Raw genomic sequence first — 23,828 nt, 5'->3', positions numbered from 1 at the left:
CTGGAATAAGAGGCGCCTGGGAATCACGTGGGCACCGATCGGGGGGCGGGTATGCGGGGGAGGTCTTGTTCGGCCCAGATGACCTTGCCGCCCGATGTCGAGCGGGAGCCCCACCTGCGGGACAGCTTGGCGACGAGGAAGAGGCCGCGGCCGTGCTCGTCCGTGGTGCGCGCGCGACGCGGATGGGGGGCGAAGGCGTTGGCGTCGGAGACCTCACAGGTCAGGACCTGGTGACGGACGAGCCGCAGCCCGATCGGTCCGGAACCGTGACTGATGGCGTTGCCGACGAGTTCGCTGACGATCAGTTTCGTGGTGTCCTCAAGGCCCTCCAGGCCCCATTCCTTCAGTTGACGCGCCGCCAGGTCACGGGCGCTCCAGACGGCGGACCGGCCACCGGGCAGTGTCCAGGAGGCCACTTGGCTCGGGTCGAGGGAGCGGGTCCGGACGAGGAGGAGCGTGACGTCGTCGCACGTCGCGTGGTCCGGCAGCGTCTGCGTGGCGATGTCGCAGAGGTCTTCCAGGGATCGGCCCGGCTGTGACAGGGCCGCGCCCAGCCGGTGCATTCCCTCTTCGATGTCGTGGTCGCGGGTCTCGATCAGCCCGTCGGTGTACAGGGCGAGGACGCTTCCCTCGGCCAGTTCCAGATCCACGCACTCGAAGGGGTCCCCCAGGCCGACCCCCAGGGGGGCTCCGGTGGGGAGGTCGGGGTACGTGACCCGGCCCTGCGGGTCGATGATCGCGGGCGGGGGGTGCCCGGCCGATGCCATGGTGCACCGGCGGGTGGCGGGGTCGTAGACGGCGTACAGGCACGTGGCGCCCGCCACGGTGGGGATCTGGTCCGGGAGGTCGTCGTCCTCCTCGCCCGATCGTTGCACCGTGTCGTCGAGGTGGGACATGAGCTCGCCGGGCGGCAGTTCCATGTCGGCGAGGGTGTGCACGGCGGTGCGAAGTCTGCCCATCGTCGCGGCGGCGTGCAGGCCGTGCCCGACCACGTCGCCGACGACGAGCGCCACCCGCGCGCCGGACAGCGGGATCACGTCGAACCAGTCGCCCCCGACACAGTGGTCCACGTCGGCCGGCAGGTAGCGCGAGGCCACCTCGACCGCCATGCCGCCCCTCAACCGGCGGGGGAGCAGATGGCGTTGCAGCGCGAGGGCGGCGGTGTGCTCGCGGGCGTACTGGCGGGCGTTGTCCAGCGACTGCGCGGCGCGGCCGACGAGTTCTTCGGCCAGGAGCAGATCGACATCATGGAACGGCGTCGGATTCTCCGTACGGGCGAACAGCGCCACGCCCAGCAGGGCGCGCCGTGTGCGGATGGGGACGATCATGATCGAGTGCATGCCGGTCTCGCGGACCTTCTGCGCGAGGCTCGGCACCATGTCGACCCAGGTGCCCGCACCGGTGTCCATGACCGGTTCCAGGCGGGACGTCCCGGCACGCAGGACGGCGGTGAGGGGTGAGCCCGGCGGCACGGGGACCAACTCACCGCGCACCCACGGGGATTCCGGGACCCCTGGCCGGATCGAGGCCAGGCCGGCACGCCGGAGACCGGGGAGGCGCTTGCCCGTCGCGCCGATGCGGACCGGTGGCCCGTCCCCGAACGAGACCGACTGCTCAAGGTCCACGGCGCAGTAGTCGGCGAGCAGAGGTACGGCGAGGTCGGCCAGTTCCTGGCCGGCCTGCATCACGTCCAGGGTGCTGCCAAGACGCGCGCCGGCCTTTCCGAGGACGGCGAGGCGCTCGCGCGTCCGCCGGCTCTCGACGGCATCGGCGCTGATGGCGCAGACCCCCAGCGGCTGGCCGTCCGCACCCTGAAGGCACTGGATCGAAACGGCGAACGAACGTTCCCGGCTCAGGCTCGTCGGCAGCCATGTCCGGTACTCGTGGACCTTGGTGGTACCGCTCTGGAGCACCTGGCGCATCACCGCCTGGAGGGCCTCGGCCTCGGGGGTGGGCAGCGCGTCGGTCAACCGGTGTCCGAGCCGTCGGTCGCTGGGAACGCCGTCGTGGCTCGCCATCGTCTCGTTCGTCCAGGTGCACCGCAGCTGCGGGTCGCGGATGACGACGCCGATCGGTGCGCGGGCGAGAAGCGGCCCCCGCACCGACTCGCCCACCGCCTCCCCGGACAGCGACCCGGCATCGGCCAGGGACGCGAGCCACCGCGCTGTTCCGTCCAGCCCCTGCAATCTCGAGATCCGCAGGCAGACGTCGAGGACACGGCCGTCGCGGTGGCGTACCGCTGCCGTACCCGACCAGCCGTTCCGGGCCCGGCACTGCTCGACGAAGTCGGACGTCGTCGGCACTCCCGCGAAGGACGGCAGCACGAGCTCGGCTGCCCGGCCCACCACATCCCCAGGGGAGTGTCCGACAAGCTGCTCGGCGGCCTGAGTCCACCCGAGCACCGTTCCCCGGTCGTCGAGCAGGGCGATCGCCGTGTCGGAGACGGCAGTCGTGTGCAACGGCATACCCAGGGTCACCAAGGTGGGACTGACTGTGGTCATCAAGTTGTTCTCCTCGGATGACTAGGAGACCGACGGCCTGCGGCTCGAATGCGAAACGCACCTTTTGCGCAATTGACAGGATGGTGTCCTGTCTTGTGACATCCGACAGTCGCGGGCCCGATGCCCTTGGGCCACGCGGGCGGGGGTCGGGCCGGAACACTCAGCGCCGTTCGGTGGCTGGCGGCTGGTGGCCGGTGGCCGGGCCCGAGCGGGACGAGGACAGGGGCCATTAGCCCAGGGCATCGTCCCGGGCGCGCGGCCGTGCTGAGCGCGACGGATGTCTTGAAGCTGCCCGAGAACGGCTGTGGAACGGCGAGCGTCGGCAAACAGCGGGCCGACTCCGCCGGGCTGCACGACGCCGCGGCCTGAAGAACCGACCAGTGAACGAGGCCCGACCCACACCGGTCCCGCCCTCAGCCCGTCGCCATCCCTCGTGACCACCTCGGCGCCGCGGAGACGGCCGGCTCCTCACCAACGAGCGTGGGAAACCAGCGCAGATGGCTCCGGAGGGCAAGCAAGGTTTGTTCACTGAAGGCGGCCCGACCAGCCAGAATCGCAACCCTGCTGCCAGGTGCCCCTGTTGGTCACTCGCTCCTCACTCGGAAGTGGCGTGAGCAAGCAGAGATCCAGCACAGCTACGTACAGCCCTGGCTCCAGTGAAGCGCGAGCTCGATGTGGAAACTCGCACCCAGCTCTGGCTTTGTTCATGATCGTGAACAAAGCCACGTCGAGATCGTCAGGCTCCGCAGCCCGCGCGATGTCCAGCGCTGGAAGAGTGAGACGGCGAAAGGGCCGATGGAGAGCCACTTGCAAGAAGCGGCCCGGCACACCACCGGCCCTTGACCAACATCCACGCCGACGAGAACGCCGGCACAAGGAAGCACCACCAGCCTACAAGGCCAGCCCGCGACCGACAGCCGCCAAGGAAGCCACCTCGTGATCCCCCGCAGCCGCCCCGTGATCAACGAATCCGACGTCGCCCGACAGGCCGGCGTCCCCATCGCCACCTGGCGCCGGCGCGATGCCCCCGCCTTCCGCCGGCGCGTGGCAAGCCTCTTCCCCAGCAGCCGCATCCTGATCTACGACCTCGCCCAGGCCCACGCCCACCTCAACGGCCTGCCCATCCCCGCACTGCCCGCCGGAGAACACCCCGACGACCTCCGCAACGATGAAGAGGCAGCCACCCTGCTCGGCATCGCGGCCAGTACCGTCCGCGCCTACGCGACCCAGGGCTACCTCTCAGCAGGCGTGACCGTCTACAGCGTCCGCGTCTGGCCCCGCCGCGACATCGAGGAGCGCCGGAACAACCCACCCGGACAGGGAAAGGGAGGCGGCCGACCCCCAGGCAAGGGAACAGGCCCCCGCAAAGCCCACGCCTACGAGGGCGATCCCCGCCTGCACACCGCTGCCGCAGCCCTCAACGCCGCCGAAGACGCCCCCCGCCAGCACCTCGCAGCAGCACTCGCCCACCAGCACGGCGGGTCCACGCGCACCTGGGAACGCCTCCTCGCCCAGGCAAGCCAGGCAACCGGACCGGCTCCAGCCGACCGCCGCCGCTCCACTTCCGACTGAGCACGGCGTCGGGCCGATCACGAGAGGCCAGGACCACGATCCTTCTTCGTACGGGCTCGGTTGCCGTCAGGCCGCTGGTCTCGTTCGTGTCATTCGCGGGTTTGTTGTGGGCTGATGAGGAGCAAAGCGATGTCGTCGTTTCGGGGTGCGGTCTGCTGGGCGTGGTGGATGAGGGTCTCGGCGAGGGCGTCCATGCTCTGCCCCCGGGACTGGGTGAGCAGGTCGGCGAGGCCGGCGATGGCCTCGCCGAGGTCGGTGCCGGGCGTTTCGACGAGACCGTCGGTGTACAGGGCGAGCACGGCGCCGGGTGGCAGGGGGATCTCGGTCGTCGGGTAGTCGGCGGCCGGGTCGATGCCCAGCAGGAGTCCGGGCGGCAGGTCGAGGACCTTGGTGGGCCCGTCGGGGTAGTACAGCAGCGGCGGGAGGTGGCCGGCGCTGGCCAGGTGGGCGCGGTGGCGCGCCAGGTCGAGGTGGGCGTAGAGGCAGCTGGTGAACAGGCCGGGGTCGAGGTCGGTGAGCAGGCGGTTGGTGCGGGCCAGGACCTCGCCGGGGGGTGCACCGGCGGTGGCGTGGACGGCGGTGCGGACCTGCCCCATGAGGGCGGCGGCGTTCACGTTGTGGCCCTGGACGTCGCCGATGGCGGCGGCGACGGTGGTGTCGCCGCAGCGGATGAGGTCGTAGAAGTCTCCGCCGATGTCCATGCCACGGGCCGCGGGCAGGTAGCGGGCGGCCACTTCCAGGCCGGGCATGGTCGGGAGGGCGGCGGGGAGCAGGGCGGTCTGCAGACCGTGGGCGAGCTGGTGCTTTGCGTCGTAGAGGCGGGCGCGTTCCAGGGCCTGGGCGATCAGGCCGGCCAGAGAGGTCAGGATGGCGCGTTCGTCGGGGGTGAAGGTGTGGGGCCGGTCGAAGGAGACCACGCAGCAGCCGACGGGGCGGCCGGAGGTGATCAGCGGCAGGAAGGCCCAGGCCGCCCTGTCGGTCAGCCGCGGGATGTCGGGGTTGAGCTGTTCCATTTCGCTGGGGGAGGCGAAGAAGAGGGGAACTCCAGTGCTCAGAGTGCGCACGGTGGGGGTTGTTTCGTCCCCGAGGCGCGGGAGGTCGAGGGAGTTGATGACCTCGGGCCGGTAACCGCGGCAGCCGACAACACGCAGCCGGCCACTCTCAGCCACGAACAGGACGAAGCCCTGGGCGTCGAAGGCGGGCATGACCTGGTCGGCGGCCATCTCGACCACGTCCCCCACACTGACGGCCTCGGTGAGCGTGGCGGCAAGGTGCATCAGGTCGTACAGCGCGCCTGCCCGAGTCGGCGTGGCTGGGGGCGCTGGGTACAGCACCTCTGAAGTGTCCGGGGCATCAGCCGAGGGGGCCGGGGTGATGCGGACGCTGAGGCCGCAGGCGTCCGGGTAGAGGTGGAAGGACAGCCACTGGTTCGGTGGGCGCAGGGCGGTGAAGGACGTGGGCTGGCAGCTGATCACCGCGGCCCGGTACTGGTCTTCGAAGGCCAGGTAGTCCAGCCACGGCAGCGCCTCCCGGGGCTTGGCGCCCAGCAGGCTGGAGGGGGCGGCACCGAGGAGGTCGGCAGCGGCGGTGGTGACGAAGGTGATCCGGCCCTCCACGTCCAGCGCGCAGCAGCCACCGGGGAGCCGTTCGGTGAAGTCGAATGCTGCCCGTGCTTCGGCTGAGCCGGGGACACGGCCGGGGGGCAAGGGCAGCACCCGCGGCTCGGGCCCGGGCAGCACCGGGTGGCCGGTGTCAGCGGCCTGCTGCAGGAGAAGGCCGAGACGGTGACAGCACGCGTGGACCGTGTCGCACTCCTGTGGTGCCAGCTGCCGCGGGTGCGAGCCGGGCCACAGCAGCACCAGCCCGCCCCACGTGGTGGTGCCGGTGGTGATCGGAGCTGAGGCCACCGCGAAGGGGTAGGGCAGCACGAGCGCGGCCCTGGGGTAGCGGCGCGCCATCTCTTCCCGGCCGCCGATCCATACCAGGCGCCGCTCGCGCACGGCGTCCGCCACCGGGACCGAGGCGTCCAGCGCCACGCGCGCCCAGGGGCCGGTGATCTCTCGCGAGACGCTGCTCATCACCGTCAGCCACAAGACGCTCTCGCCCGGCGGCAGCAGATACACCTGGCCTATGGAGGCTCCAGCCTCCCTCACGATCTGGGCCAGCGCGGGGTCCAGCAGCTCCGGGCCGGAACCTGCTGCGGGGGGGACGGCAGCAGTGTTCTGCACACTTCCATCGTGCCTCAGTGGCAGCGGACGAGATCCCCCCGCGCGCCCGAGGCGACCGGACTGCCGCGATGAAGGAGGCACTCGACTTGATCGAAGCACTCGCACTCACCGAGCAGGTACAGCCCATCCACATCCGCGTCGCACCCGGCTTCGATGGGGCGACGTGGCTCGACCTGGGCCGCACCGACGGACAGTCCGTCCGCATCCACCCCACCGGATGGGACATCACCATTCCCGCCCCGCGTGCTGGCGGCGCACGCAGCTCACCGGGGAACTTCCCATGCCCGCCAAGGACACCAATGGCAAGGGCATTGACCTGCTGTTCAGGCTCTACAACTTCGCCAATGCGGAGACCGAATGCCTGGCCATGGCCTGGCTGATCGGTTGCCTGGAACCCTCCTTGCCCGTCCCCGCCCCCTTCCTCACCGGACCGCAAGGGGCGGGAAAGTCGACCGGGGGGCGGATGCTCGTCCGGATCACCGAAGGCATGAGCAGTGACCTTCGCCGCGCCCCGAAAGACGAGGACAACCTGATCGCGGCCGTCGCGGCAGGATGGATCACCGCCCTGGACAACCTCTCCCACATGACCCCGGACCTGTCCGACGCCATGTGCTGCATCGTCACCGGTGCCGAGAGCGTCAAGCGCGCCCTGTTCACCGACGGAGACGTCTTCCGAGCCCGCTACCGCCGCCCCCTGCTCCTGACCGGCATCGACGTCGGCGTCATCCGCCCCGACCTCGCCGAACGACTCCTGCCACTCCGCCTGGAACGGCCGAAGGTGCGCCGCACCGAAGCGGAGCTGTGGTCGGAGTACGCGGAAGTCCTGCCCATCGTGCTCGTGACTCGGAAATCCGAACTCGGACACACGCGCCCAGGCGGACTGAGACCGAAGTCCACGCCATCCCGCAATCGCCGCCCCTCGGCCGGGATTTCAAGCCGGGCTGTGCCCGCTGCTTTCAAAAGGAGGAGTCGTGGCCAAGTTCCGCGACGAAATGTTGACCATTTCTGAGGTCATTGAAGAGATAGGCGTGCCCCGAGCGACGTTCAACCGCTGGCGACAGCTCAGGAAGGGGCCGAAGTCCATCAAACTCCCGAACGGTGCGGTGCGTATCCGTCGCTCGGAATTGGACCGGTGGATCGAGCCGATGGAGGAAGCCGCGTGAATCACCGCAAGACCAGCCCGACGCCGGGCGCCCGCAGGAGTGGGCGCCCGGCCGCATCGGGCGAACTGACCCTTTCCACGGACGTCCGAGTGTGGAAGGTAAACCAGGTGCGGAGCAAGAAGGCTCCGTACCAGATTCGTTGGACGGTGGCGGGAAAGGTTAAGGCCGCTAGCTTCGCTACGGTCGCCCTCGCCGAGAGCCGCCGGTCCGAGCTGTGGCAGGCGATGCGGAAGGGCGAGGCATTCGACGTGGAGTCCGGTCCGCCGGAGTCCGAACTTCGAGCGGCTGCCGCCAAGGCGAATGAGAAGCCCGATCCCTCCTGGTGGGACTTCAGCCGTGAGTACATGTCGAGCCGGTGGCGTACGGCTGCAGCCAAGACCCGTGAGGGACTGGCCGACAGCCTGGCCACTGTGGCGCTCGCGATGACGGAGGAGGGGGAAGAAGGTGCCCACGCCGGAGGAGGTGCGTCTCGCGGTGCGGTGGGCGGTCGTACCGGCGCACGAGGGCGAGGAGCCGCCACCTGAACTCGCAGCGGCCTGCACGTGGCTCCGGACCCGTTCGCTGGCGCTCTCCGCTCTCACCGATCCCAAGGTGGTCCGGGATGTCCAGTACCGGCTCTCATTTAAGTTGGACGACACCCCGGCGGCTGGGGAGACCTACAAGCGTCGTCGCCGCGGATTCAACACGGCCATGGAGTACGCCATTGAGTGCGGGTACCCGGAGGAGAACCCGCTCTTGGGGGTGAAGCGAACGGGGAGATCCACCACGGGCGATGTCGTGGACCCGGGTCCTGGTCAATGCGATCCAAAGCGAGCAGCTCCTCACCGCCGTGTCGTACGTGGGGTCCGTCCACCGGAACCGGGGGCGGCGGCTCGTCGCCTCTTCGCCTGCCAGCTGTACGCGGCGATGCGGCCGGCTGAGGCGGTGGGGCTCCGGAAGAAGGACTGCTACCTCCCCGAGAAGGGGTGGGGGACGCTCACGCTCAAGGAGACCCGGCCGGTATCCGGCAAGCGGTGGACGGACTCAGGCCAGCGTCACGACAAGCGCGGGCTCAAGTCCCGGGAGCCCAAGGCGGATCGTCCGGTCCCGATTCCTCCGACGCTGGTTCGCCATGCTCCGCGCGCACATAGAGGAGTTCGGCACGGCGAAAGACGGCCGGCTCTTCGCCAACGAACGTGGCTCCGTGCTCGGGACGTCCAGCTACTGGAGGGTCTGGCAGGAGGCCCGCCCGATCGGCCTGCCGCCGGACGAGGTGGAATCCCCGCTTGCTCATCGCCCGTACGACCTGCGGCACACCTGCATCACGAACTGGCTGAACGCAGGCGTCCCGGTCGCTGAAGTTGCTCGCCGCGCGGGCAACTCGCCCGAGGTCATCCACCGCCGCTACGAAGATGCATCGACGGCCACGAGGAGCTGAACAACAAGAAGATCGAAAAGGCTATGGGCTGGTAGGAACGTCACCCAGGGCATTACTCAAAGTGACCGCCATCAAGGTGGCGTCCTGGACTCTATGGATACGCTCCGTGATCTCTCATTACGGAGCGTATCCATAGGGTCCACCGCGGCGGCATGGATTTTACTCTAGCTTGACTAAATCTCCGCGCTTGGAGTCCGCCCTTGCGTGTTCCCTCTCGATGGCGAGAGGTTTGACGCAACCCGCTGGAGGGACGACACTGGTTGCGTGTTCCCTCTCGCTTTCGAGAGGGAACACGCAAGGAGGTGTGAGCGTGGAGTTCGTATCTGTCAGGCAGGCTGCCGAAAGCTTGGGCGTGCATGACTCGCGTGTGCGCCAGCTGCTCCAGGCTGGCAAGCTGCAAGGATCGAGGGTGGGGGGGCGATGGCTCGTTGACGTCAGCAGCTTGCAGGATCGCAAGAACCTCGCGCCTGAGTCGGGGCGTCCTCTGTCGGCACGCAACGCCTGGGGTGCTCTCGCTATCTTGTCCGGCAGCCGCCCCTCTGGGTTGTCAGACGCGGAGCGCTCTCGCTTGCTGGCGCGGCTACGGAACCTTGCTGTGCACGGGGAAGTGCCTGCCTCGCGTATTCAAAAACTCCTCGCGTCGAGGGCCGACGTGAGGCGCTACAGGGTGCATCGGGGCCTGCTGGCAGCGCTGCTTGAGGATGCGGACGTGGTGCGCGCCGGTGCTAGTGCCGCACCACGGGTTGGCGCTGACTACGTCGCTCCAGGCCGAGCCGAGATCTACGTGCATCCAGAACGAATCGGAAAGCTAGAGGCTGCATTCGGCCTAGTGTTGGACGCCCAGCGTGGCAACCTCGTCGTTCGGGTGCCGCCAGCGAGCGCTTGGCCCTTCCTGGCGTCGGACTCTCAGGACTCGGATGAGGGGCATGACGCGCCCGCTTCTGTGGTCGCAGCCGACTTGCTCGATGCCCACGAGGATCGGGCTAAGGTCGCGGCCGAAGGCATACTTGAATCGTTGCTGGCGTCCTCAGTGCTGGGTAGGCGGCTCGACAGTGAGTGAGCCCCGTGTTCGCATTGCGTCAAACTTGCTCACGGGAACTGTTGCCAGCCTTTGGGGTACTCTCCTGGACCTTTCGGAGAGGGTCCCGCAGGTCTGGACCTTGATCGGCGGGCAGATGGTGCTTCTTCACGGCTTGGAGCACGACAGAACCCCACCGGCTGCGAGTCAGGATCTCGACGTGTTGGCTGACGTGCTCTCCAGCCCAGAGAGTCTCAGGCTGCTCGTGAGCGCGCTGCGAGACTTGGGTTTCGAATCGGACGGCGTGTCGCCTGAGGGCAAGGCGCACAGGTATACGAGGCGTGACGGTGCAGGAGAGCTTGTGGTCGACCTGCTCGCTCCAGACCATCTAGGGGAGCGGGCCGACCTCACGACCACGCCCCCAGGATCGACCCTGGAAGTACCTGGTGGCCGACAGGCGGTGCAGCGAACTGAAGGCGTGAAGGTCCAGCTAGACGAGCGAGTTGGAGTCATCTATCGCCCCAGCTTGCTGGGTGCGATCGTGGGAAAGGCCGCAGCCTTGAGCATCCCAACTGCTCCCAAAGACAAGCACTACCGCGATCTGGCGTTCCTGCTCTCACTGCCGGGTAACCCGATCACCCTGAAGCGTGAGTTGACCAAGGGGGATAAACGGAGGCTGGCAACAGCGAAGGCGCTTCTAGATCCGGGTCACGCGGCTTGGCGGGAACTGCGGGATGCCGAGGCCGAGGCTGACGGCCAAGCCATGTATCGCTTCCTAGCCTCGGCGACTGGCTGACGGCCTGCGCTCCACTCACACACGCTGCTCACACGCGACCAGTGATGCACAACGATAGAGAGCCGGACCCAGTGGGACTGGGCCCGGCTCTCAATGTCTGGCACTTCGGCTGGTCAGCGGCTTGAGCACGCTGTTCCGGCTTCTGTGCCCCCGGCAGGATTCGAACCTGCGCACACGGCTCCGGAGGGCATGCCGCTACAGGTCAGCGAACGAGGCTTGACCTGCGAAGTTCGGCCTAGGGCCCTCGCACTGGGCTGATCTCTATCGCATACCGTGCGCAGGGATCACCGAGGCTCTGTCCGTGCCCTGATCTACCGTGTCGGTCATGGCACCTGCTGAGATCACGCGCGCGGGGATTCTCCAAGCGATTGCAGAGCACGATCGGGTCGGACGGGAGACGTTCCTCGACACCTACGGCTTCCGCGCGGCTGCTTCCTACCTGCTCGTCCATGAAGGACAGGAGTACGACTCCAAAGCCATAGCCGGCGTTGCTCACCTGTATGACTTCGGCGAAGCCCTCAAGCCCTCGCAGTTCAGCGGAGGCCTCAAGCACGCGGTGGCCTGGTTGAGGCGGGAGGGCTTCACTGTCGTGGAGCCGCCGAAGACGTTTCGCAGGCGGGTAGGTGACGTGCGGCCGGCGCGTAGGGCAGGCGGCACAGCAATGCACCGTCCTGCGCTCCTCCTGTGGGCGATTGGTCAGGTCGCTGCTGGCGCATCCCGCATGCAGTCGTGGTCGACCACGCGCGATGCGGTTGCGCCCCTGCTGGAGAAGTACGCTCAGGCCGAGAACGGCAAGGACGGCGTCTTGTACCCGTTTTGGGCACTCGTGAACGATGACCTGTGGACCGTGGACCTCGTCCAAGAACTTACTCTGACCAGCAGGGGACGCCGCCCAACGCTCCAGTCACTGAATCGCGTTGACCCGTCGGGCGGGTTGCGTGAGGACGACTACGAGTTGCTGCGTACGCAACCGCAGGTTGCCGCCGAGGCCGCCGCAGGACTCCTCGTGCGGTACTTCTTTCCCCTGCCGGCCGGCTTGTTGGAGGACTTTGGCCTTCACGACCTGCTCGCTGGCAGGTGGGCCGATGCCCTTCGCCCACAACTCGGGGAGAGCTTCAAGGACCGGGATGCCATCTGGCGCGCCTACGGCGGGCAGAAAATGGCGGGCATTGGCTGCCTCGCTGACGGCGTCCTGAGCGCCTTCTCCGACGACAAGGGCCCCTACGCCGACGGCCGGCTGCCCGACACAGGCTGGATCGCCTACGTCGGGGACGGTCTCTCCGGAGATCAGAGCATCACGGATGGCAACGAACTCATGGCGGAGTACCAGTCCGCCGGCCGTCCCCTCCGCTACTGGCACAAGCCATTCCAGAAGCAGTTCAGCTTTGAAACCTGGACCGTTATCGTTCAACGTCGGTTGCGCTGGGGCGTAGGAGCCGACGGCGAGTGGCGTCGCGAGTTCCTGTGGATTCTGGCCCCCGTGCCATCCCCCGAGCGCGAGAGCTGGGCTCAGGACGTGCTCGAGGCCCTCGAGGCCGACACCGGTGCGCTTCACGACGACACAGACAGCTACCGTCCTGGCGACCTGGATCCCGAGGCACGCGACGCCACAGAGACTGACGAGGACGCCTACAAGCGCTTGGCAATAGCCGCGGATGCCAGTGCCAAACGGCGGGAGCAGACAAAGAAGTCGTCGCTCGTTGACCGCTTCATCCGTGATCCGAGCGCCCGAGCAGCAGTCATTCGCCGCAGCGGCGGCAATTGCGAAAGTCCCCAATGCGCCGGCCACCCCAAAGAGCGCACCACCGCAGGAGAGCCGATCTTGCAGGTCGACCATGTACTGGATCTAGCCAAGGGCGGGGCTGACCTCCCCTTGAACATGATCGCCCTGTGCCCGAATTGCCACGCGCTGAAGACCTACGGCGCCAACAGGGACAAGCTTCGACGCCTACTCGCGGCTACTGTCCACCGCCTGCACGCGGAGGCGCTTGGGTAGCGGGACGGGCAGACACATTGCCCCAGGACTTTGAACTGCGCGGGTCCACGCAGCGCACCTGCCCCCTCTCACTTGAGAGGGGGCAGTGGCTTGACCTGCCTGTCGGGGTGGCAGGGACTGGCACCCACGACCTCTTCGTCCCGAACGCGATCAGAGGCGCTGATCCCCACGGTTCATGCTCCCTGTTCTGCTGATTCGCCTCCGGAACTGTCCATAGCCGTCCAGCACAGTCTCAGTGCTGCTGCCCTGTTTGGCCCCCTGTTTGGCCCCCCGACTGTCCACCGCTCAGGCCGTGTTGGGCCTTGTCAGGGCACAGAAGGGGGTACGTCAGCCATTGCGGCGAAGCAGCATGCCCTCAGCCGCGAACGGCTGTGACCAGAGCCCCTAGAGCCCCGAGGAGAGCCGCGGCGGCCGTCGTGAAGGCTAGGCAGCGGTTGACCCAGTCGTCTTTCCCATCGTTACTCTCCTTGTTCGGAGGGCTTTCAGGTTGCATAGGGGTTGGTCCTCCGTTCGGTACGGACCCGCAGGTAGGTAGGCTGCCCGCAGGCTTCGTCGATCAGCCCCGCCCCTCTGTCAAGGGGCGGGGCTGTCCTTGTTCCAAGGAAACCTGTCCGGATGGAAGACCCCAACACTGACGGCCAGCTTCGGCAACTCCCGGACACCACAAGCCCCGTTGACCTAGGGTTTCTTGACAACGGCCAGACGTTTCCGGACAGGAACGGACGGCGGTGGACACCTGTGGAAGGGGATTGCCGGTGGACTTGGCAGCGCAGCTAAGAGATCTGCAAGTCCGGGCGGGTGGCCCTTCCATCCGAGCGATTGAACGGCTCATTGCCAGACAAGGTCGAGAACACCCGATGGCGAGATCCACGATTCAGGAAAAGATCGCTGGACGGAGTCCCGTCAACTTGCTGCAGGTGCTTTCGATCGTTGAAGCCTTGGCGGAGCATGCCAGGCTAAACGGTATTCCTCTACCGCCACAGGAAATTGATCCGGGCGTTTGGAGAGAAAGGGTCGCAACGGTCTTGGCTATTTCAAGAGGAGCGGGGGCGATTGCAGGGTTTGGGGAAATGTCGGCGGGGTGGGAAATCGACTGGAATGTTGAGCCGCTTCAGCAAGCGCACATGTTTGATCTGGTGAAGGTGATTAATGAGTCGAAATCGGTAGAGGTGGCGAACTGGCTTCCGAAAGTGATAGGCGAGATGATGCAGGCCGAGATGTCATTTGTTGGCTTTTTGGAGAGTGCTGCACAGGATTCCCCGCAGGGAGTGGTTAGAACGGTGGCGGCTTTCCATGCGGAGTTTTCGTCATACGAGCCTGACGCTTGGGAAGGGCAACGTGATCCGTGGTATGTGAGTGAGAAGGATCGGACTATAGGCCCACTGCTCACGCATGCGGCCAGGCGTCATGGAGCCAGCGCCTCTCCGGCCATCGTTGCAGGGCTTCGGCGGGCCGGCGTGGGAACCTATGTTGACGACTTCCTTGCTTCCGTTGGGCGTTGGCATCTATCGAAGAATATTGAGGCTGCAGTAAATCACCTGCGGTCAGCTGCGTTGGGTAAAGATGCGGATCGACTTCTCGGTCTCGTTGGCGAGAAGCGCACATCTGATCGCTTGCTGGAAGTGTTTAGGCATTTCGAACGGCTAGGGAATGGAGACGATATTAAGTTGCTCCGGGGTGTTGGAGCTGCGGAGTCGTATCGAATTGGGGAAGTGTTTAAGGCATTCAAGGCGGCCGAGGTTCCGGAGGACGTGCTAGTGCATATTGCGCGTGGGGTGCCTTATGGTCGTCATGCTGAATTCGCTCAGAGGTTGCAGAGTTCTGGTCATGAAGGCATTGCGCAGCTAATTCTTAGAGTTAAGGATGAGCCTCCGTTCTGAGGAGACCCGCAACTAATCACTGAGGCAGGAAGCCGGGCTTTTCGTGTCCGAGGGAGTTCAGTCGCGCGAGATAGTCCTGCGCTGCCGGTTCGGAGCTGTATAGCCGGCGCATCTCGGCAGCAAGTTCGCGACTGGTCATGATCAGAGACGGCACAGACTGGCGGTCCCCTTCGAGAGCTCGAGTCCCCATGGCGAGTGCCTGTTCCAAGTCACCCGCGCGTGCCGCCGTGACTCCGAGCGTGACTCGCGCCTCCGCGTTCCGCATTGGCGAGCGATCGGTGCCGTCGAAGTCCGTCCCCGTCCTCAGGACTTCGCTCGCGAGCGTACGAGCAAGCTTGTCTTCGCCGACCAGGCGGTAACAGTCCATCGCGTAGAAGTCGAACTTGGCGGGGTCCACGACGAAGTGGTTGTCCAAGTTTTCAGGGTGCGGCATTGCTTCGAGCATCCGTCGACCCTTGTCTAGGGCTACCTCCACCTGCCTGCGGTCCCCGAGCCGCGCCCATGCCTTGGCTTCCTGTGCGGCAAGCTGCACGGCCACACCGTGGTGCTGCGCTACGTCGGCTCCGGCCTGCGCTGCGGCGATGACACCGCGGTAATCGCCGGTCGTGAGGGCGAACCATGCCCGCATTTCATGCGCCCACCCGGCTACTTCGGCATGGTTGGCTTCGGTTGCGAGGGAGAGCGCGGCGCGGCGCGTCGACTCGGCGGCGTGACGGTCGCCAGTGTCGTACTCGACGCAGCCGACCAGTAGCGCGAGCCACCCGGACAAGGCGAGCACTTCGCGGTGCTGTGCGAGCGTGAGGCTCTTTGTGTGGAGGTCGACGACACGGCGGAGCCACTGTCGCCCCTCGATGAGGAGCTGTTCACTCGGCATGAACGGGTACTCCGAGGCGAGCCGGTCTGTCGTGATCCGCAGAGCATCGAGCGTGGCGTTGTCGACGTCGGACCGGTTCAGTCGGCTCACGATCTCCAGCGTCTCCATGCCGCTTGCCGCCAAGATCTCCCGGTCTCCGTCTCGCCGTGCCGGCGCGGGGAACAGCGCGTGTGTCACGGTGCCGAAGGTGGCCGCGATGATCGGCTGGTAGAAGTCGTTCGGCGTCTGGCCCGACTCCCAGCGCTTCCACTGGCGGATCATGCTGTCTTCGGCAGGCAGCTCTGCTGGGGCGTGCGCACGCAGAGCCCTGACTGCATCACGTTGAGACCAGTCGCGCGCCATTCGTTCAGCGGCGATGCGTCGCGCCCATGCGGGCCTGTCGTCGGTCATGCGCCCTCCTCCGAGTGCCTGCTCCGAGTCTCGCGCGTGAGCCGGGGGGACAGGGAAGGTGACAGGGCGGTGTCACCGGACATGTCCCCTCGTCTGCGCAGCTGTCCCCGGGCTGTCACTTATCTCTCAACTCCCGTTCCCTGCATGCTGGTTGCGGATCACGCACTACCTGGCACGGAGCGGCTCTCGAGCGCTTCGAGCCTGCCGCGAAGTTCCGAGACTTGGGAGGTGAGATGTTCGAGCTGGCGCAGAACCTCGGGAAGGTCGACATTCGCGTCGGCTTCGCCGGCTTGCTCCGGATCGCGGGCGTAGCTGCCTCGCGACGTAGTCAGGATCAGCCCGTCCTCGCGAAGGATCGAGAGGGCTCGCTGCACTGTCATTCCCGAGATCTTGAACCGCGTAGTCAGGTCTCGTACGGACCCCACATGGGCTCCAGGCTTGATGTCGCCGCGAAGGATCTCCTGCCGCAGGATGTCGGCCGCCTGCTCGGACTCCGGCCGCGGGTCGTCTTTCGAGATTTCAGCGCTCATCACGCCATCGAGCGTACCCACCCCTAGTACGGCCTAGCACGAAATCTCAGCGCCCTCTTGCACCGCCGCCTGTGCTAGTACATGCTGGTGCGTGCCAGTACGATGAACCCGGCGGGGTTTCGGCGGCTGTGTCTGCAAGTGCTCGACCTGCAAGTTCGCACGATCAGGGGCCCCGCATCGGACGGGGGGAGGCGACCCGGCGCCTTGTCATTAACCGGAGGGCTTAGACCGAAAGGTCATGTCTCCATACGCCTACTTCGGGGCCGGACAGCTCTACCTGACACGGGAGCGCGGTCGCGATGAAGGAGACACGTACTACCTCAACTTCCGCCGCACCTGGTGCGGCGGCCGGTTGCCTCCTTCGCCCGTCCGGCGCCGTGTACTGCGCGGTGTCGTACGGGCGGGGTTGAGGGGAGCCGGGTTCCTGGTTCCAACGGCGCGCCCCCGGAGGTGCAACTCCGGGGGCGCTGTTCGGGCCGTTCCCACCTGATGAGGAGTACGACCCATGAAGACCATCGTTGCTGGTCATGTGGCTGTTACGGCCACTGAGTTTGTTGAGCTCGCGCTCGGTACCCCGGTTGAGTTGTGGCTGGGGGTGGAGGGCGAGAGCGAGATGGAGCGGGTGGCGCGGCTGGATGCGGCGCGCGACATCCTCGCGGACAACCCGCACCTGCCGGATGAGGTGTCCCGCGTCGCCGCGGAGGCGATTGAGGCGTTCGCGCCGGAGCTGTTCAACGTCACCCCGCTGGTCCGGTCGGCGGCGCGCCGTCGTCCTCGGGTGCGGAAGGGGGCAGCGGCATGACGACTACGGCAGATAGGGATCGGCCGGTGGTTCCGCCGCTGACCCGCCCGGAGATGGGCCTTGCCGGTGCTGGTGCGCTGTTCGCGGCCGGGGTCGGGGCGCTGGGCCTGGTCTCTTCGTTCGATGCGGTCTCGGAGGCTGCGTTGCGGTGGGGGTTCGCCTCGCCGTGGATGCTGCCGGTCGGTATCGATGTGGCGATCCCGGTGTTCACCGTGGCCAACCTGCTGCTGATCCGCATGGATATGGCGCTGGCCTGGGTGCGGTTCGTGCCCTGGGTGCTCACGCTGATCACGTGCGGGCTGAACGTCGCAGCCGGGCACGGCATGTGGGCGAAGGTGGCTCACGGGACGATGCCGCTGTTGTGGGTGGTGTTCTCCGAGATCGGCGCCCACATCTACGCCGTCCGCATCGGGGCTGCGACCGGCCGGCGGATGGACAAGATCCGCTTCACCCGGTGGCTGCTCGCGTTCCCCTCCACCTTCGCCCTGTGGCGGCGCATGACGCTGTGGGAGATCACCTCCTACACCGTGGCGCTGGAGCGGGAGAAGGAGCGGCAGCTTGCCCGCGCTGAGCTGCGCGAGATCCATGGGCGCCGCTGGAGGAAGCACACCCCGCACCGCACCCGGGTGCTGCTCAGGCTCGGCGACCTTTCACCCGCCGGCGCCGACGTCGCGACGTCACCCGAGTCCCAGCCCGAGCCCGAGGCGACGCCGAAGGATGAGGCGCCCAGGCCGCGCCGAGGCCGGGGCCGGAAGCCGGGCACGAAGGCGAAGGCGACGCGTACGGCGGGGGAGCTGCTGGCGGCGGCGCGGGAAGCCACCGCCGACTGGTCGGACGGTGAGATCAACGCCGAGAAGATCCGCACCGAGCTCCGCTGCTCGGCAGCCAACTCCCGCACGGTGCGGGACGCGCTGCTGGCCGAGCGGACTGAGGCCGCGCGTCCAGTCGAGTTCGAGGGGGCGGCGGCATGAGCAGCACCCTGTTACCCGCGCTCGCTGCCGCCGCGCCGCTCGCGGTCGGATGGGCCACACACGCGCGGTGGCTGCGCCGCAGCCTGCACACGGCACGCCGCGACCCGCTCACCGGGCTGCGGACCCGCGAGGGCTTTACCCGCCGTGCCACGGTCCTGTTGAAGGATCCGCGGGCGGTGGTTGTCCTCGCGGACGTCGACAAGTTCAAGCAAATCAACGACACCTACGGCCACGCGGCCGGGGACGCGCTCCTTCAGGCGACCGCGGAGCGGCTGGCCCGCTACGTCGGCCGGTCCGGTGTGGTGGGGCGGCTCGGGGGTGATGAGTTCGCCGCCGTCGTCCTCGATACCCACGGCACGGTCGGCGATCTGCTCGCCGTGCTGCATGGCGTGCTTGCCCGCCCCGTTGACGGTCAAGACTCGGCGGTGCGCACCACGGTCTCACTGGGCTGGGTACGTGCTGCGGACTTCCCCGGTGAGGACTTGTCCGCACTGTTGGGGCGGGCGGATGAGGCAATGTACGCGGCCAAGGAGGGCCGAGCCGGCATCCGCCGGGCCGGGCTTGGCCGCCTGTTCGCCACCGTCACCGGACGCCGTTCCGGACGCCGCGGCGCTCGTACCATCCCGCCGGATGTGGGGATGGTCGCCTGATGTCCCCGGCCTACGGGAAGTGCTACGACCCGACCGGCGCCCGCTACGGCATCCCCACCTACCCCTGGCGCCTCGCCCCGGACGGCTACGCCACCCGCCGACAGCTCCGTGCACGCGGACTGCGCCCCGGCGGGCAGCCGGTCGCCGCGCAGCTCATGCGCCGCTCACCCCGCCGCAAGACGGGCGTTGCTGTCGCCCACCTGTACCGGATTGACCGGGCGAAGCCGGTGCGGCCGATGACGTCGCGCAAGTGGGGCGCGCTCGCGCTGGCGATGCTCGCCCGCCGCACCTGCCCCGCCTGCCGACGCGATGTCGGGTACGTCATCCCGCCCTCGCTCGGCACGTGCGTGCCCTGCGCCTACCCCGAGGAACAGCGCACAGCCTGACCGAGGGGGAGGAACCCTCCCCCTGCACAAGGGGGGAGGAACTCTCCCCGTCGTCGGCCCGATCGGGGTCGACGATCGATCTGGCGGGCCCGGCCGTCCACCTCTCACAGCGCCAGCCGGGCCCGCCTTTCCCTCCCGAGAGAAGGAAGCTTCAGTGAAGCACCCCGAGGATGAGAACGACTTCTTCAACCGACTCGAAGCCGACATGGCCGCCGACCCGTCGCCCAACTCGGGTGCGGATGTGGTCGACCTCGGCATGGCGCGGTCGGCCCGCGCGGGGTCGGCCGACTCGCACACCGACCCGACCGCCGACCCGTCGGCCGACTCGGACGGGGCGGGGTCGGGCGACCCGACCGCCGACCCGTCGGCCGACTCGGACGGGGCGGGGTCGGGCGACCCGACCGCCGTTGTGATGGTCGACCAGCCGACTCCGACGGCTGCTGGTCCGGGGTATCTGGGTCGGCTCATGGGCGCCCGCCGCCGGGACGTGATCCCGGTGTGGCTGCGGTCGACGGCGGAGCTGAAGACCGCCGCGTCCTGGGTTGCCCGGCACTACGCCCACGCGGCCGGGTATCACGCGCTGCGTTCCCCGGTCTACGCCGCCCGTCTCGCCTTTCAGGCGCCGACCGGGGCGGCACGGTTCGTCGGGGGGACGATGCGGTGGGTCGCAGACCGGGAGGGCGAGCCGGTCCGGCTCGCCGCGGTGCGGCGCGAGGACGCGGCCGAGTACCTGAAGCTGTCACGCCAGCGTGACGGCCGGGTCCGACTCCGCACCCTCATCTCGGTGCTGTCCCTGTTCGTCGGGTTGGGGGCGGCGCTTGCCATCTACGTGCTCGCCCCGGGCTGGCTTCAGGCGCTGTCCGTCTCAGCCCTGGTCATGGCGCTGGGGTGGAACGGTCGGCAGGCCGATGCCCCGGTGATCCATCGGGCGGTGGAGATGCCCAAGGCCGTGAAGCTCACGTCCGACATTGTGCTGCGCGCGCTCGGCTCGCTCGGCATTCCCGCGATCAATCAGGCGCAGGGCAAGGGGAAGGAGGGGTTTGAGTTCACCGCCCCGATCACTCGCGACGGGCCGGGCTGGCGTGCGGAGGGCAACCTCCCCTACGGCGTGACGGTCACGGACATCATCGAGAAGCGCGAGCGTCTCGCGTCCGGCCTGCGCCGCCCGCTGGGGTGTGTGTGGCCGGAGGCGGTGACGCACGAGCACACCGGCCGCCTGGTGCTGTGGGTCGGTGATCAGGACATGTCCACCGTGCGCAAGCCGGACTGGCCGCTGCTGAAGGCAGGTTCGGTGGACCTGTTCAAGCCGGTCGCCTTCGGCACCGACCAGCGCGGACGCTGGGTCGACATCACGCTCATGTACATCGCGGCCGTGATCGGCGCGATCCCGCGCATGGGCAAGACGTTCCTGCTGCGTCTGCTGCTGCTGATCGCGGCGCTGGATCCGCGGGCGGAGCTGCACACCTACGACCTCAAGGGCACCGGCGACCTCGACCCGGTCGGCGACGCGGTCGCCCACCGGCACCGGGCCGGTGAAGAAGACGAGGACATCGAGTACGCACTCGCCGACATGCGGGAGCTGCAAGAAGAGCTGCGTCGCCGGGCCAAGATGATCCGCTCCCTGCCCAGAGACATCTGCCCGGAGTCGAAGGTCACCAGCCTGCTGGCGGACAAGAAGTCGCTGGGCCTGCACCCGATCGTGATCGGGGTGGACGAGTGCCAGAAGTGGTTCGAGCACCCCGAGTACGGCAAGGAGCTGGAGCAGATCTGCACCGACCTGGTCAAGCGCGGACCCGCCACCGGCATCGTGCTCCTGCTCGCGACGCAGCGTCCGGACGCCAAGTCGCTGCCCACGGGCATTAGCGCGAACGCGTCCGCCCGGTTCTGCCTGAAGGTCATGGGCCAGCTGGAGAACGACATGGTGCTCGGCACCTCCTCCTACCGGCGCGGGGTGCGGGCCACGATGTTCTCCTGGGCCGACAAGGGCATCTGCTACTTCATGGGCGAAGGCGCCGACGCCCGCATCGTCGCCGCCGCCAACATCGACGCCCCCAAGGCCGAGCTCATCGCCCTGCGCGCCCGCGCGCTGCGCGAGCAGGCCGGCACCCTCTCCGGCCACGCCCTGGGCGAAGTATTCGAACCGGCCGCGGCCACGTCGACGACGCTGCTGGCGGACGTTCTCGCGGTGATCCCCGAGAAGGAAGCCAAGGTGTGGAACGAGACCGTCGTCGAACGGCTCGCGGAGCTCCGGCCCGAGGCGTACGGGGAGTGGGCGCAGATGTCGGGTGAGGAGCAGACGGCGCACCTGACCGCCGTCCTCAAGCCCTACGGCATCACCCCGGGGCAGGTCGGCCGGCGCATCGAGGGCAAGTTCGTCAACAAGCGCGGCATCAAGCGCGCCGACATCGCCGCTGTGGTAGCGGAGCGTAATCAGAATCGGGACGCGGGCTGACCTCCCGGGGCTGCTATCGATAGCGGGATGCCCTGCTATCGATAGCAGGCCCGATAGCGGCCCGCACCCTGTCTGATCAGGCTGCTAGCGCATAGCGACTCACCTGCGAAAACCCCTGAAACCCGCCTGGGAGGGCCCGTCATGACCCCTGCCCTGTTCGCTATCGCCTGCCTGCTCGCTGTCACGTTCTGTTACGGCGGGCTGTGTGCGGCCGTGCCGTTCGGACCCTGCCGCAAGTGCCGCGGCTGGGGCTTCGAGATGAAGACCGACCGCAAGGGCCGCATGAAGCGCGGCAAGGACTGCCGCCGCTGCAAGGCCACCGGTCGTCGTATGCGCGTCGGCCGCCACCTGTTCAACGTCGCCGCGCGCATCCACCGCGACGGCACCCGCTGACCCGGACACGAAGCGGCCGACGGTGCCCGTCATGAGACGTACCCCGCTCTTTGCAGGAGCTAGGTGGGCGCAACCGTCGGCCATTCCCACGAGCTTGCCAGCACCCGAGGGTGCCCGAAGTTTAGCCAGCCATCCCGACACACCGTCAAAGGAGTTCCCCGCCGTGGTCGTCACCGTCTCCCTCGTCGCCCTCTTCGGGCTCGTCCTGTTCTTCCTCCTGCGCTCCAACTCCCTCGGCTACGGCAGCGCGTTCACCGCCGCCGGGTTCGGCTTCTTCCTCGCCTCCACCGGCGCCTCCGGCCCCATCAACGAACTCGCCCGCGCCGTCATCGACGCCCTCGGCCAACTCTGACAAGGAGGTCCCGATCATGACCGATCCGATCACACTCATGGCCGCAGGCGAACTGCGCACCGCCCTGGAAGCCACCGCCCGCGGCGACCTCCCCGCAGCCGCCGCCGCGCTCATGAGCATCGACCCCACCTCATGGCAAGCCATCGAACGCCGCCTCACCGTCCTCGGCGGCTCACTCCCCGAACTGCTCGCCACCATCGGAGGCGAGGCGGCATGAACGCCGAACTGATCGTCGCGGGTGTCCTGTTCACCCCGGCCGCGGTCGCCGGCACGGTCTTCCTCGCCGGACACCGGGTATCCCGCCGGGCCGATGACGCCCTGGCCGCCGCACTCGCCGCACACCGGGCCACCCAGCCCACCGGCACCCAGCCGCCGAACGGGCGAGAGACGGCCCCGCAGCCCGCGGCGGAACCCGCGCGGCTGGCCACTGTCATCGACTTCCCAACCCGACGCCGCAACGCGGCCTAGATACGCCCGGAGCGGGCGCCCTCTCGCCAAAGATCGCGCCCGCCCCGGCCCATCCAGCACCTTCACAGAACTGGAGACATCCAGCATGACCCATGTACCACCCACGGCGCCGCTCACCGCGGCGCTGGCCGCCGCAGAACGCGGCTGGCACGTCTTCCCCCTGCGCCCACACGACAAGCGCCCCGCGCTCCACGGGGAGGCAGTCTGCCCCGGCATCGGGGATTGCGCGGGCGGCCACCGCAAGTGGGAAGAGCGAGCCACCATCGACCCCGACCGCATCCGCCGGGCGTGGAGCACGTTGCCGTTCAACGTCGGCATCGCCACCGGCCCCTCCGAACTGCTGGTCGTGGACCTCGACATGCCCAAGCGCAAGAACAGTACGGACACGCCTTGCGGCTTGACGACCTTTCGTGCGCTCTGCGAGCGCACCGGGCAGGCCATGCCCACCACCCACACGGTGCGGACTGCAAGCGGCGGAGCGCATCTGTACTTCACCGTTCCGCATGGGGTGCGGCTCGCGAACACCGCGGGCAAGCTCGGCAAGCTGATCGACACACGGGCGTGGGGCGGCTACGTCGTGGCCGCAGGCAGCATCACCCCCACCGGCCTGTACACACCCGTAGACCCCACCCCGGCTATCCCAATGCCAGATTGGCTGTACGCGCTTCTGACGCCCCGTCGGGCCTCGAGAGGGCTGATGGCTGTACCGTCCTCGTCCCGGGCGTCCCGCTACGCCGCAGCCGCGCTGCGGGCGGAAACGGCGAGCGTGCGGGACGCGCCGCAGGGCGAGCGCAACGAGACACTGCTCGCGGCGGCGCGAGCACTCGGGCGGTTCATCGCGTGGGGCGACCTCCCGCGCGACGTGGTGGAGGAGGCTCTTCATTCGGCGGGGGAGTGCGCCGGCCTGTCGGAGCGCCAGTGCGCCTCCACTGTACGCAGCGGTCTGAACTGGTCCATTGCCCACAACCCGCAGCGGAGGGCGGCATGAC

The 23,828-nt window shown here is 67.9% G+C and carries 22 protein-coding genes and 2 pseudogenes; 20 read left to right on the top strand and 4 right to left on the bottom strand.

The genetic code is table 11. The features are described from left to right. Positions 1–23: 23 nt before the first annotated feature. Positions 24–2,501 carry a SpoIIE family protein phosphatase gene (locus tag ACIQMR_RS18465; RefSeq protein ID WP_401387845.1) on the bottom strand — a complete coding sequence of 826 codons (2,478 nt, stop codon included), beginning with the start codon at positions 2,499–2,501 and terminating at the stop codon, positions 24–26. A 936-nt stretch (positions 2,502–3,437) separates the two neighbouring features. On the opposite strand from ACIQMR_RS18465, the gene ACIQMR_RS18460 reads away from it, so the two are divergent. Then, entirely contained in the window at positions 3,438–4,073 is a 636-nt protein-coding gene (locus ACIQMR_RS18460) for a DNA-binding protein (RefSeq protein WP_401387843.1), read from the top strand. Positions 4,074–4,162: 89 nt separating this feature from the next. Here ACIQMR_RS18460 and ACIQMR_RS18455 read toward each other — a convergent pair whose 3' ends face one another. Continuing rightward, positions 4,163–6,301, bottom strand: a complete 2,139-nt coding sequence (locus ACIQMR_RS18455) for a SpoIIE family protein phosphatase (protein ID WP_401387840.1) — start codon at positions 6,299–6,301, stop codon at positions 4,163–4,165. A gap of 65 nt (positions 6,302–6,366) precedes the next feature. On the opposite strand from ACIQMR_RS18455, the pseudogene ACIQMR_RS18450 reads away from it, so the two are divergent. The 9 genes and pseudogenes from ACIQMR_RS18450 to ACIQMR_RS18410 form a co-directional block, all read left to right on the top strand. Beyond that, positions 6,367–7,139, top strand: a pseudogene (locus ACIQMR_RS18450) (ATP-binding protein); the annotation flags it as partial. A 133-nt stretch (positions 7,140–7,272) separates the two neighbouring features. Next, entirely contained in the window at positions 7,273–7,464 is a 192-nt protein-coding gene (locus tag ACIQMR_RS18445; RefSeq protein WP_401387837.1) for a helix-turn-helix transcriptional regulator, read from the top strand. Further along, complete coding sequence (locus ACIQMR_RS18440; protein ID WP_401387834.1) at positions 7,461–7,988, top strand: hypothetical protein; 528 nt, start codon at positions 7,461–7,463, stop codon at positions 7,986–7,988. The genes ACIQMR_RS18445 and ACIQMR_RS18440 overlap by 4 nt, the downstream gene beginning before the upstream one ends. Before the next feature lie 587 nt (positions 7,989–8,575). Continuing rightward, on the top strand, positions 8,576–8,881 hold the full coding sequence (locus ACIQMR_RS18435; RefSeq protein WP_401387831.1) for a hypothetical protein: 306 nt from the start codon (positions 8,576–8,578) through the stop codon (positions 8,879–8,881). A 217-nt stretch (positions 8,882–9,098) separates the two neighbouring features. Next, a pseudogene (locus ACIQMR_RS18430) lies at positions 9,099–9,320 on the top strand (helix-turn-helix domain-containing protein); the annotation flags it as partial. Positions 9,321–9,476: 156 nt separating this feature from the next. Continuing rightward, the gene (locus tag ACIQMR_RS18425; protein WP_401387921.1) at positions 9,477–9,941 is read left to right on the top strand and encodes a type IV toxin-antitoxin system AbiEi family antitoxin; all 465 of its coding nucleotides are present in this window, start codon (positions 9,477–9,479) and stop codon (positions 9,939–9,941) included. Positions 9,942–10,041: 100 nt separating this feature from the next. Further along, entirely contained in the window at positions 10,042–10,695 is a 654-nt protein-coding gene (locus tag ACIQMR_RS18420) for a hypothetical protein (RefSeq protein ID WP_401387828.1), read from the top strand. Between the two features lie 325 nt (positions 10,696–11,020). After that, on the top strand, positions 11,021–12,691 hold the full coding sequence (locus ACIQMR_RS18415; protein ID WP_401387825.1) for an HNH endonuclease: 1,671 nt from the start codon (positions 11,021–11,023) through the stop codon (positions 12,689–12,691). A 755-nt stretch (positions 12,692–13,446) separates the two neighbouring features. Beyond that, a complete protein-coding gene (locus ACIQMR_RS18410; RefSeq protein WP_401387822.1) occupies positions 13,447–14,571 on the top strand; it encodes a hypothetical protein in 1,125 nt (374 codons plus the stop codon). A gap of 16 nt (positions 14,572–14,587) precedes the next feature. On the opposite strand, the gene ACIQMR_RS18405 is transcribed toward ACIQMR_RS18410, so the two are convergent. Then, positions 14,588–15,835 (bottom strand): XRE family transcriptional regulator, encoded by a 1,248-nt coding sequence (locus tag ACIQMR_RS18405; protein WP_401387819.1) that lies wholly within the window; start codon positions 15,833–15,835, stop codon positions 14,588–14,590. A gap of 158 nt (positions 15,836–15,993) precedes the next feature. Next, positions 15,994–16,365, bottom strand: coding sequence for a GntR family transcriptional regulator (locus ACIQMR_RS18400; protein WP_401387817.1), 372 nt, complete (start codon positions 16,363–16,365; stop codon positions 15,994–15,996). Positions 16,366–16,870: 505 nt separating this feature from the next. Here ACIQMR_RS18400 and ACIQMR_RS18395 point away from each other — a divergent pair. The 10 genes from ACIQMR_RS18395 to ACIQMR_RS18350 all read left to right on the top strand — a co-directional run bounded on the left by ACIQMR_RS18395 (position 16,871) and on the right by ACIQMR_RS18350 (position 23,827). Continuing rightward, positions 16,871–17,167, top strand: a complete 297-nt coding sequence (locus ACIQMR_RS18395; RefSeq protein WP_401387814.1) for a hypothetical protein — start codon at positions 16,871–16,873, stop codon at positions 17,165–17,167. Further along, a complete protein-coding gene (locus tag ACIQMR_RS18390) occupies positions 17,164–18,138 on the top strand; it encodes a DUF2637 domain-containing protein (RefSeq protein ID WP_401387811.1) in 975 nt (324 codons plus the stop codon). Before ACIQMR_RS18395 ends, ACIQMR_RS18390 begins: the two co-directional genes overlap by 4 nt. Then, positions 18,135–18,788 carry a GGDEF domain-containing protein gene (locus ACIQMR_RS18385; RefSeq protein ID WP_401387808.1) on the top strand — a complete coding sequence of 218 codons (654 nt, stop codon included), beginning with the start codon at positions 18,135–18,137 and terminating at the stop codon, positions 18,786–18,788. The genes ACIQMR_RS18390 and ACIQMR_RS18385 overlap by 4 nt, the downstream gene beginning before the upstream one ends. Next, entirely contained in the window at positions 18,788–19,174 is a 387-nt protein-coding gene (locus ACIQMR_RS18380) for an RRQRL motif-containing zinc-binding protein (RefSeq protein ID WP_401387805.1), read from the top strand. Before ACIQMR_RS18385 ends, ACIQMR_RS18380 begins: the two co-directional genes overlap by 1 nt. Before the next feature lie 154 nt (positions 19,175–19,328). Further along, complete coding sequence (locus ACIQMR_RS18375) at positions 19,329–21,626, top strand: cell division protein FtsK (protein ID WP_401387802.1); 2,298 nt, start codon at positions 19,329–19,331, stop codon at positions 21,624–21,626. Between the two features lie 141 nt (positions 21,627–21,767). Further along, a complete protein-coding gene (locus tag ACIQMR_RS18370) occupies positions 21,768–22,019 on the top strand; it encodes a hypothetical protein (RefSeq protein ID WP_401387799.1) in 252 nt (83 codons plus the stop codon). 163 nt (positions 22,020–22,182) lie between these two features. Continuing rightward, the gene (locus ACIQMR_RS18365; RefSeq protein ID WP_398231851.1) at positions 22,183–22,371 is read left to right on the top strand and encodes a hypothetical protein; all 189 of its coding nucleotides are present in this window, start codon (positions 22,183–22,185) and stop codon (positions 22,369–22,371) included. Positions 22,372–22,387: 16 nt separating this feature from the next. Beyond that, positions 22,388–22,588: a hypothetical protein gene (locus ACIQMR_RS18360; protein WP_401387796.1), complete on the top strand. Its 201-nt coding sequence runs from the start codon at positions 22,388–22,390 to the stop codon at positions 22,586–22,588. Continuing rightward, the gene (locus ACIQMR_RS18355) at positions 22,585–22,839 is read left to right on the top strand and encodes a hypothetical protein (protein ID WP_401387793.1); all 255 of its coding nucleotides are present in this window, start codon (positions 22,585–22,587) and stop codon (positions 22,837–22,839) included. Before ACIQMR_RS18360 ends, ACIQMR_RS18355 begins: the two co-directional genes overlap by 4 nt. A gap of 85 nt (positions 22,840–22,924) precedes the next feature. After that, positions 22,925–23,827 (top strand): bifunctional DNA primase/polymerase, encoded by a 903-nt coding sequence (locus ACIQMR_RS18350; protein WP_401387790.1) that lies wholly within the window; start codon positions 22,925–22,927, stop codon positions 23,825–23,827. Position 23,828 lies beyond the last annotated feature (1 nt).

This window comes from Streptomyces sp. NPDC091376 (genome assembly GCF_044757085.1).
Classification (GTDB): domain Bacteria; phylum Actinomycetota; class Actinomycetes; order Streptomycetales; family Streptomycetaceae; genus Streptomyces; species Streptomyces pratisoli.
This window is presented reverse-complemented; position numbering and strand designations above follow the sequence as displayed.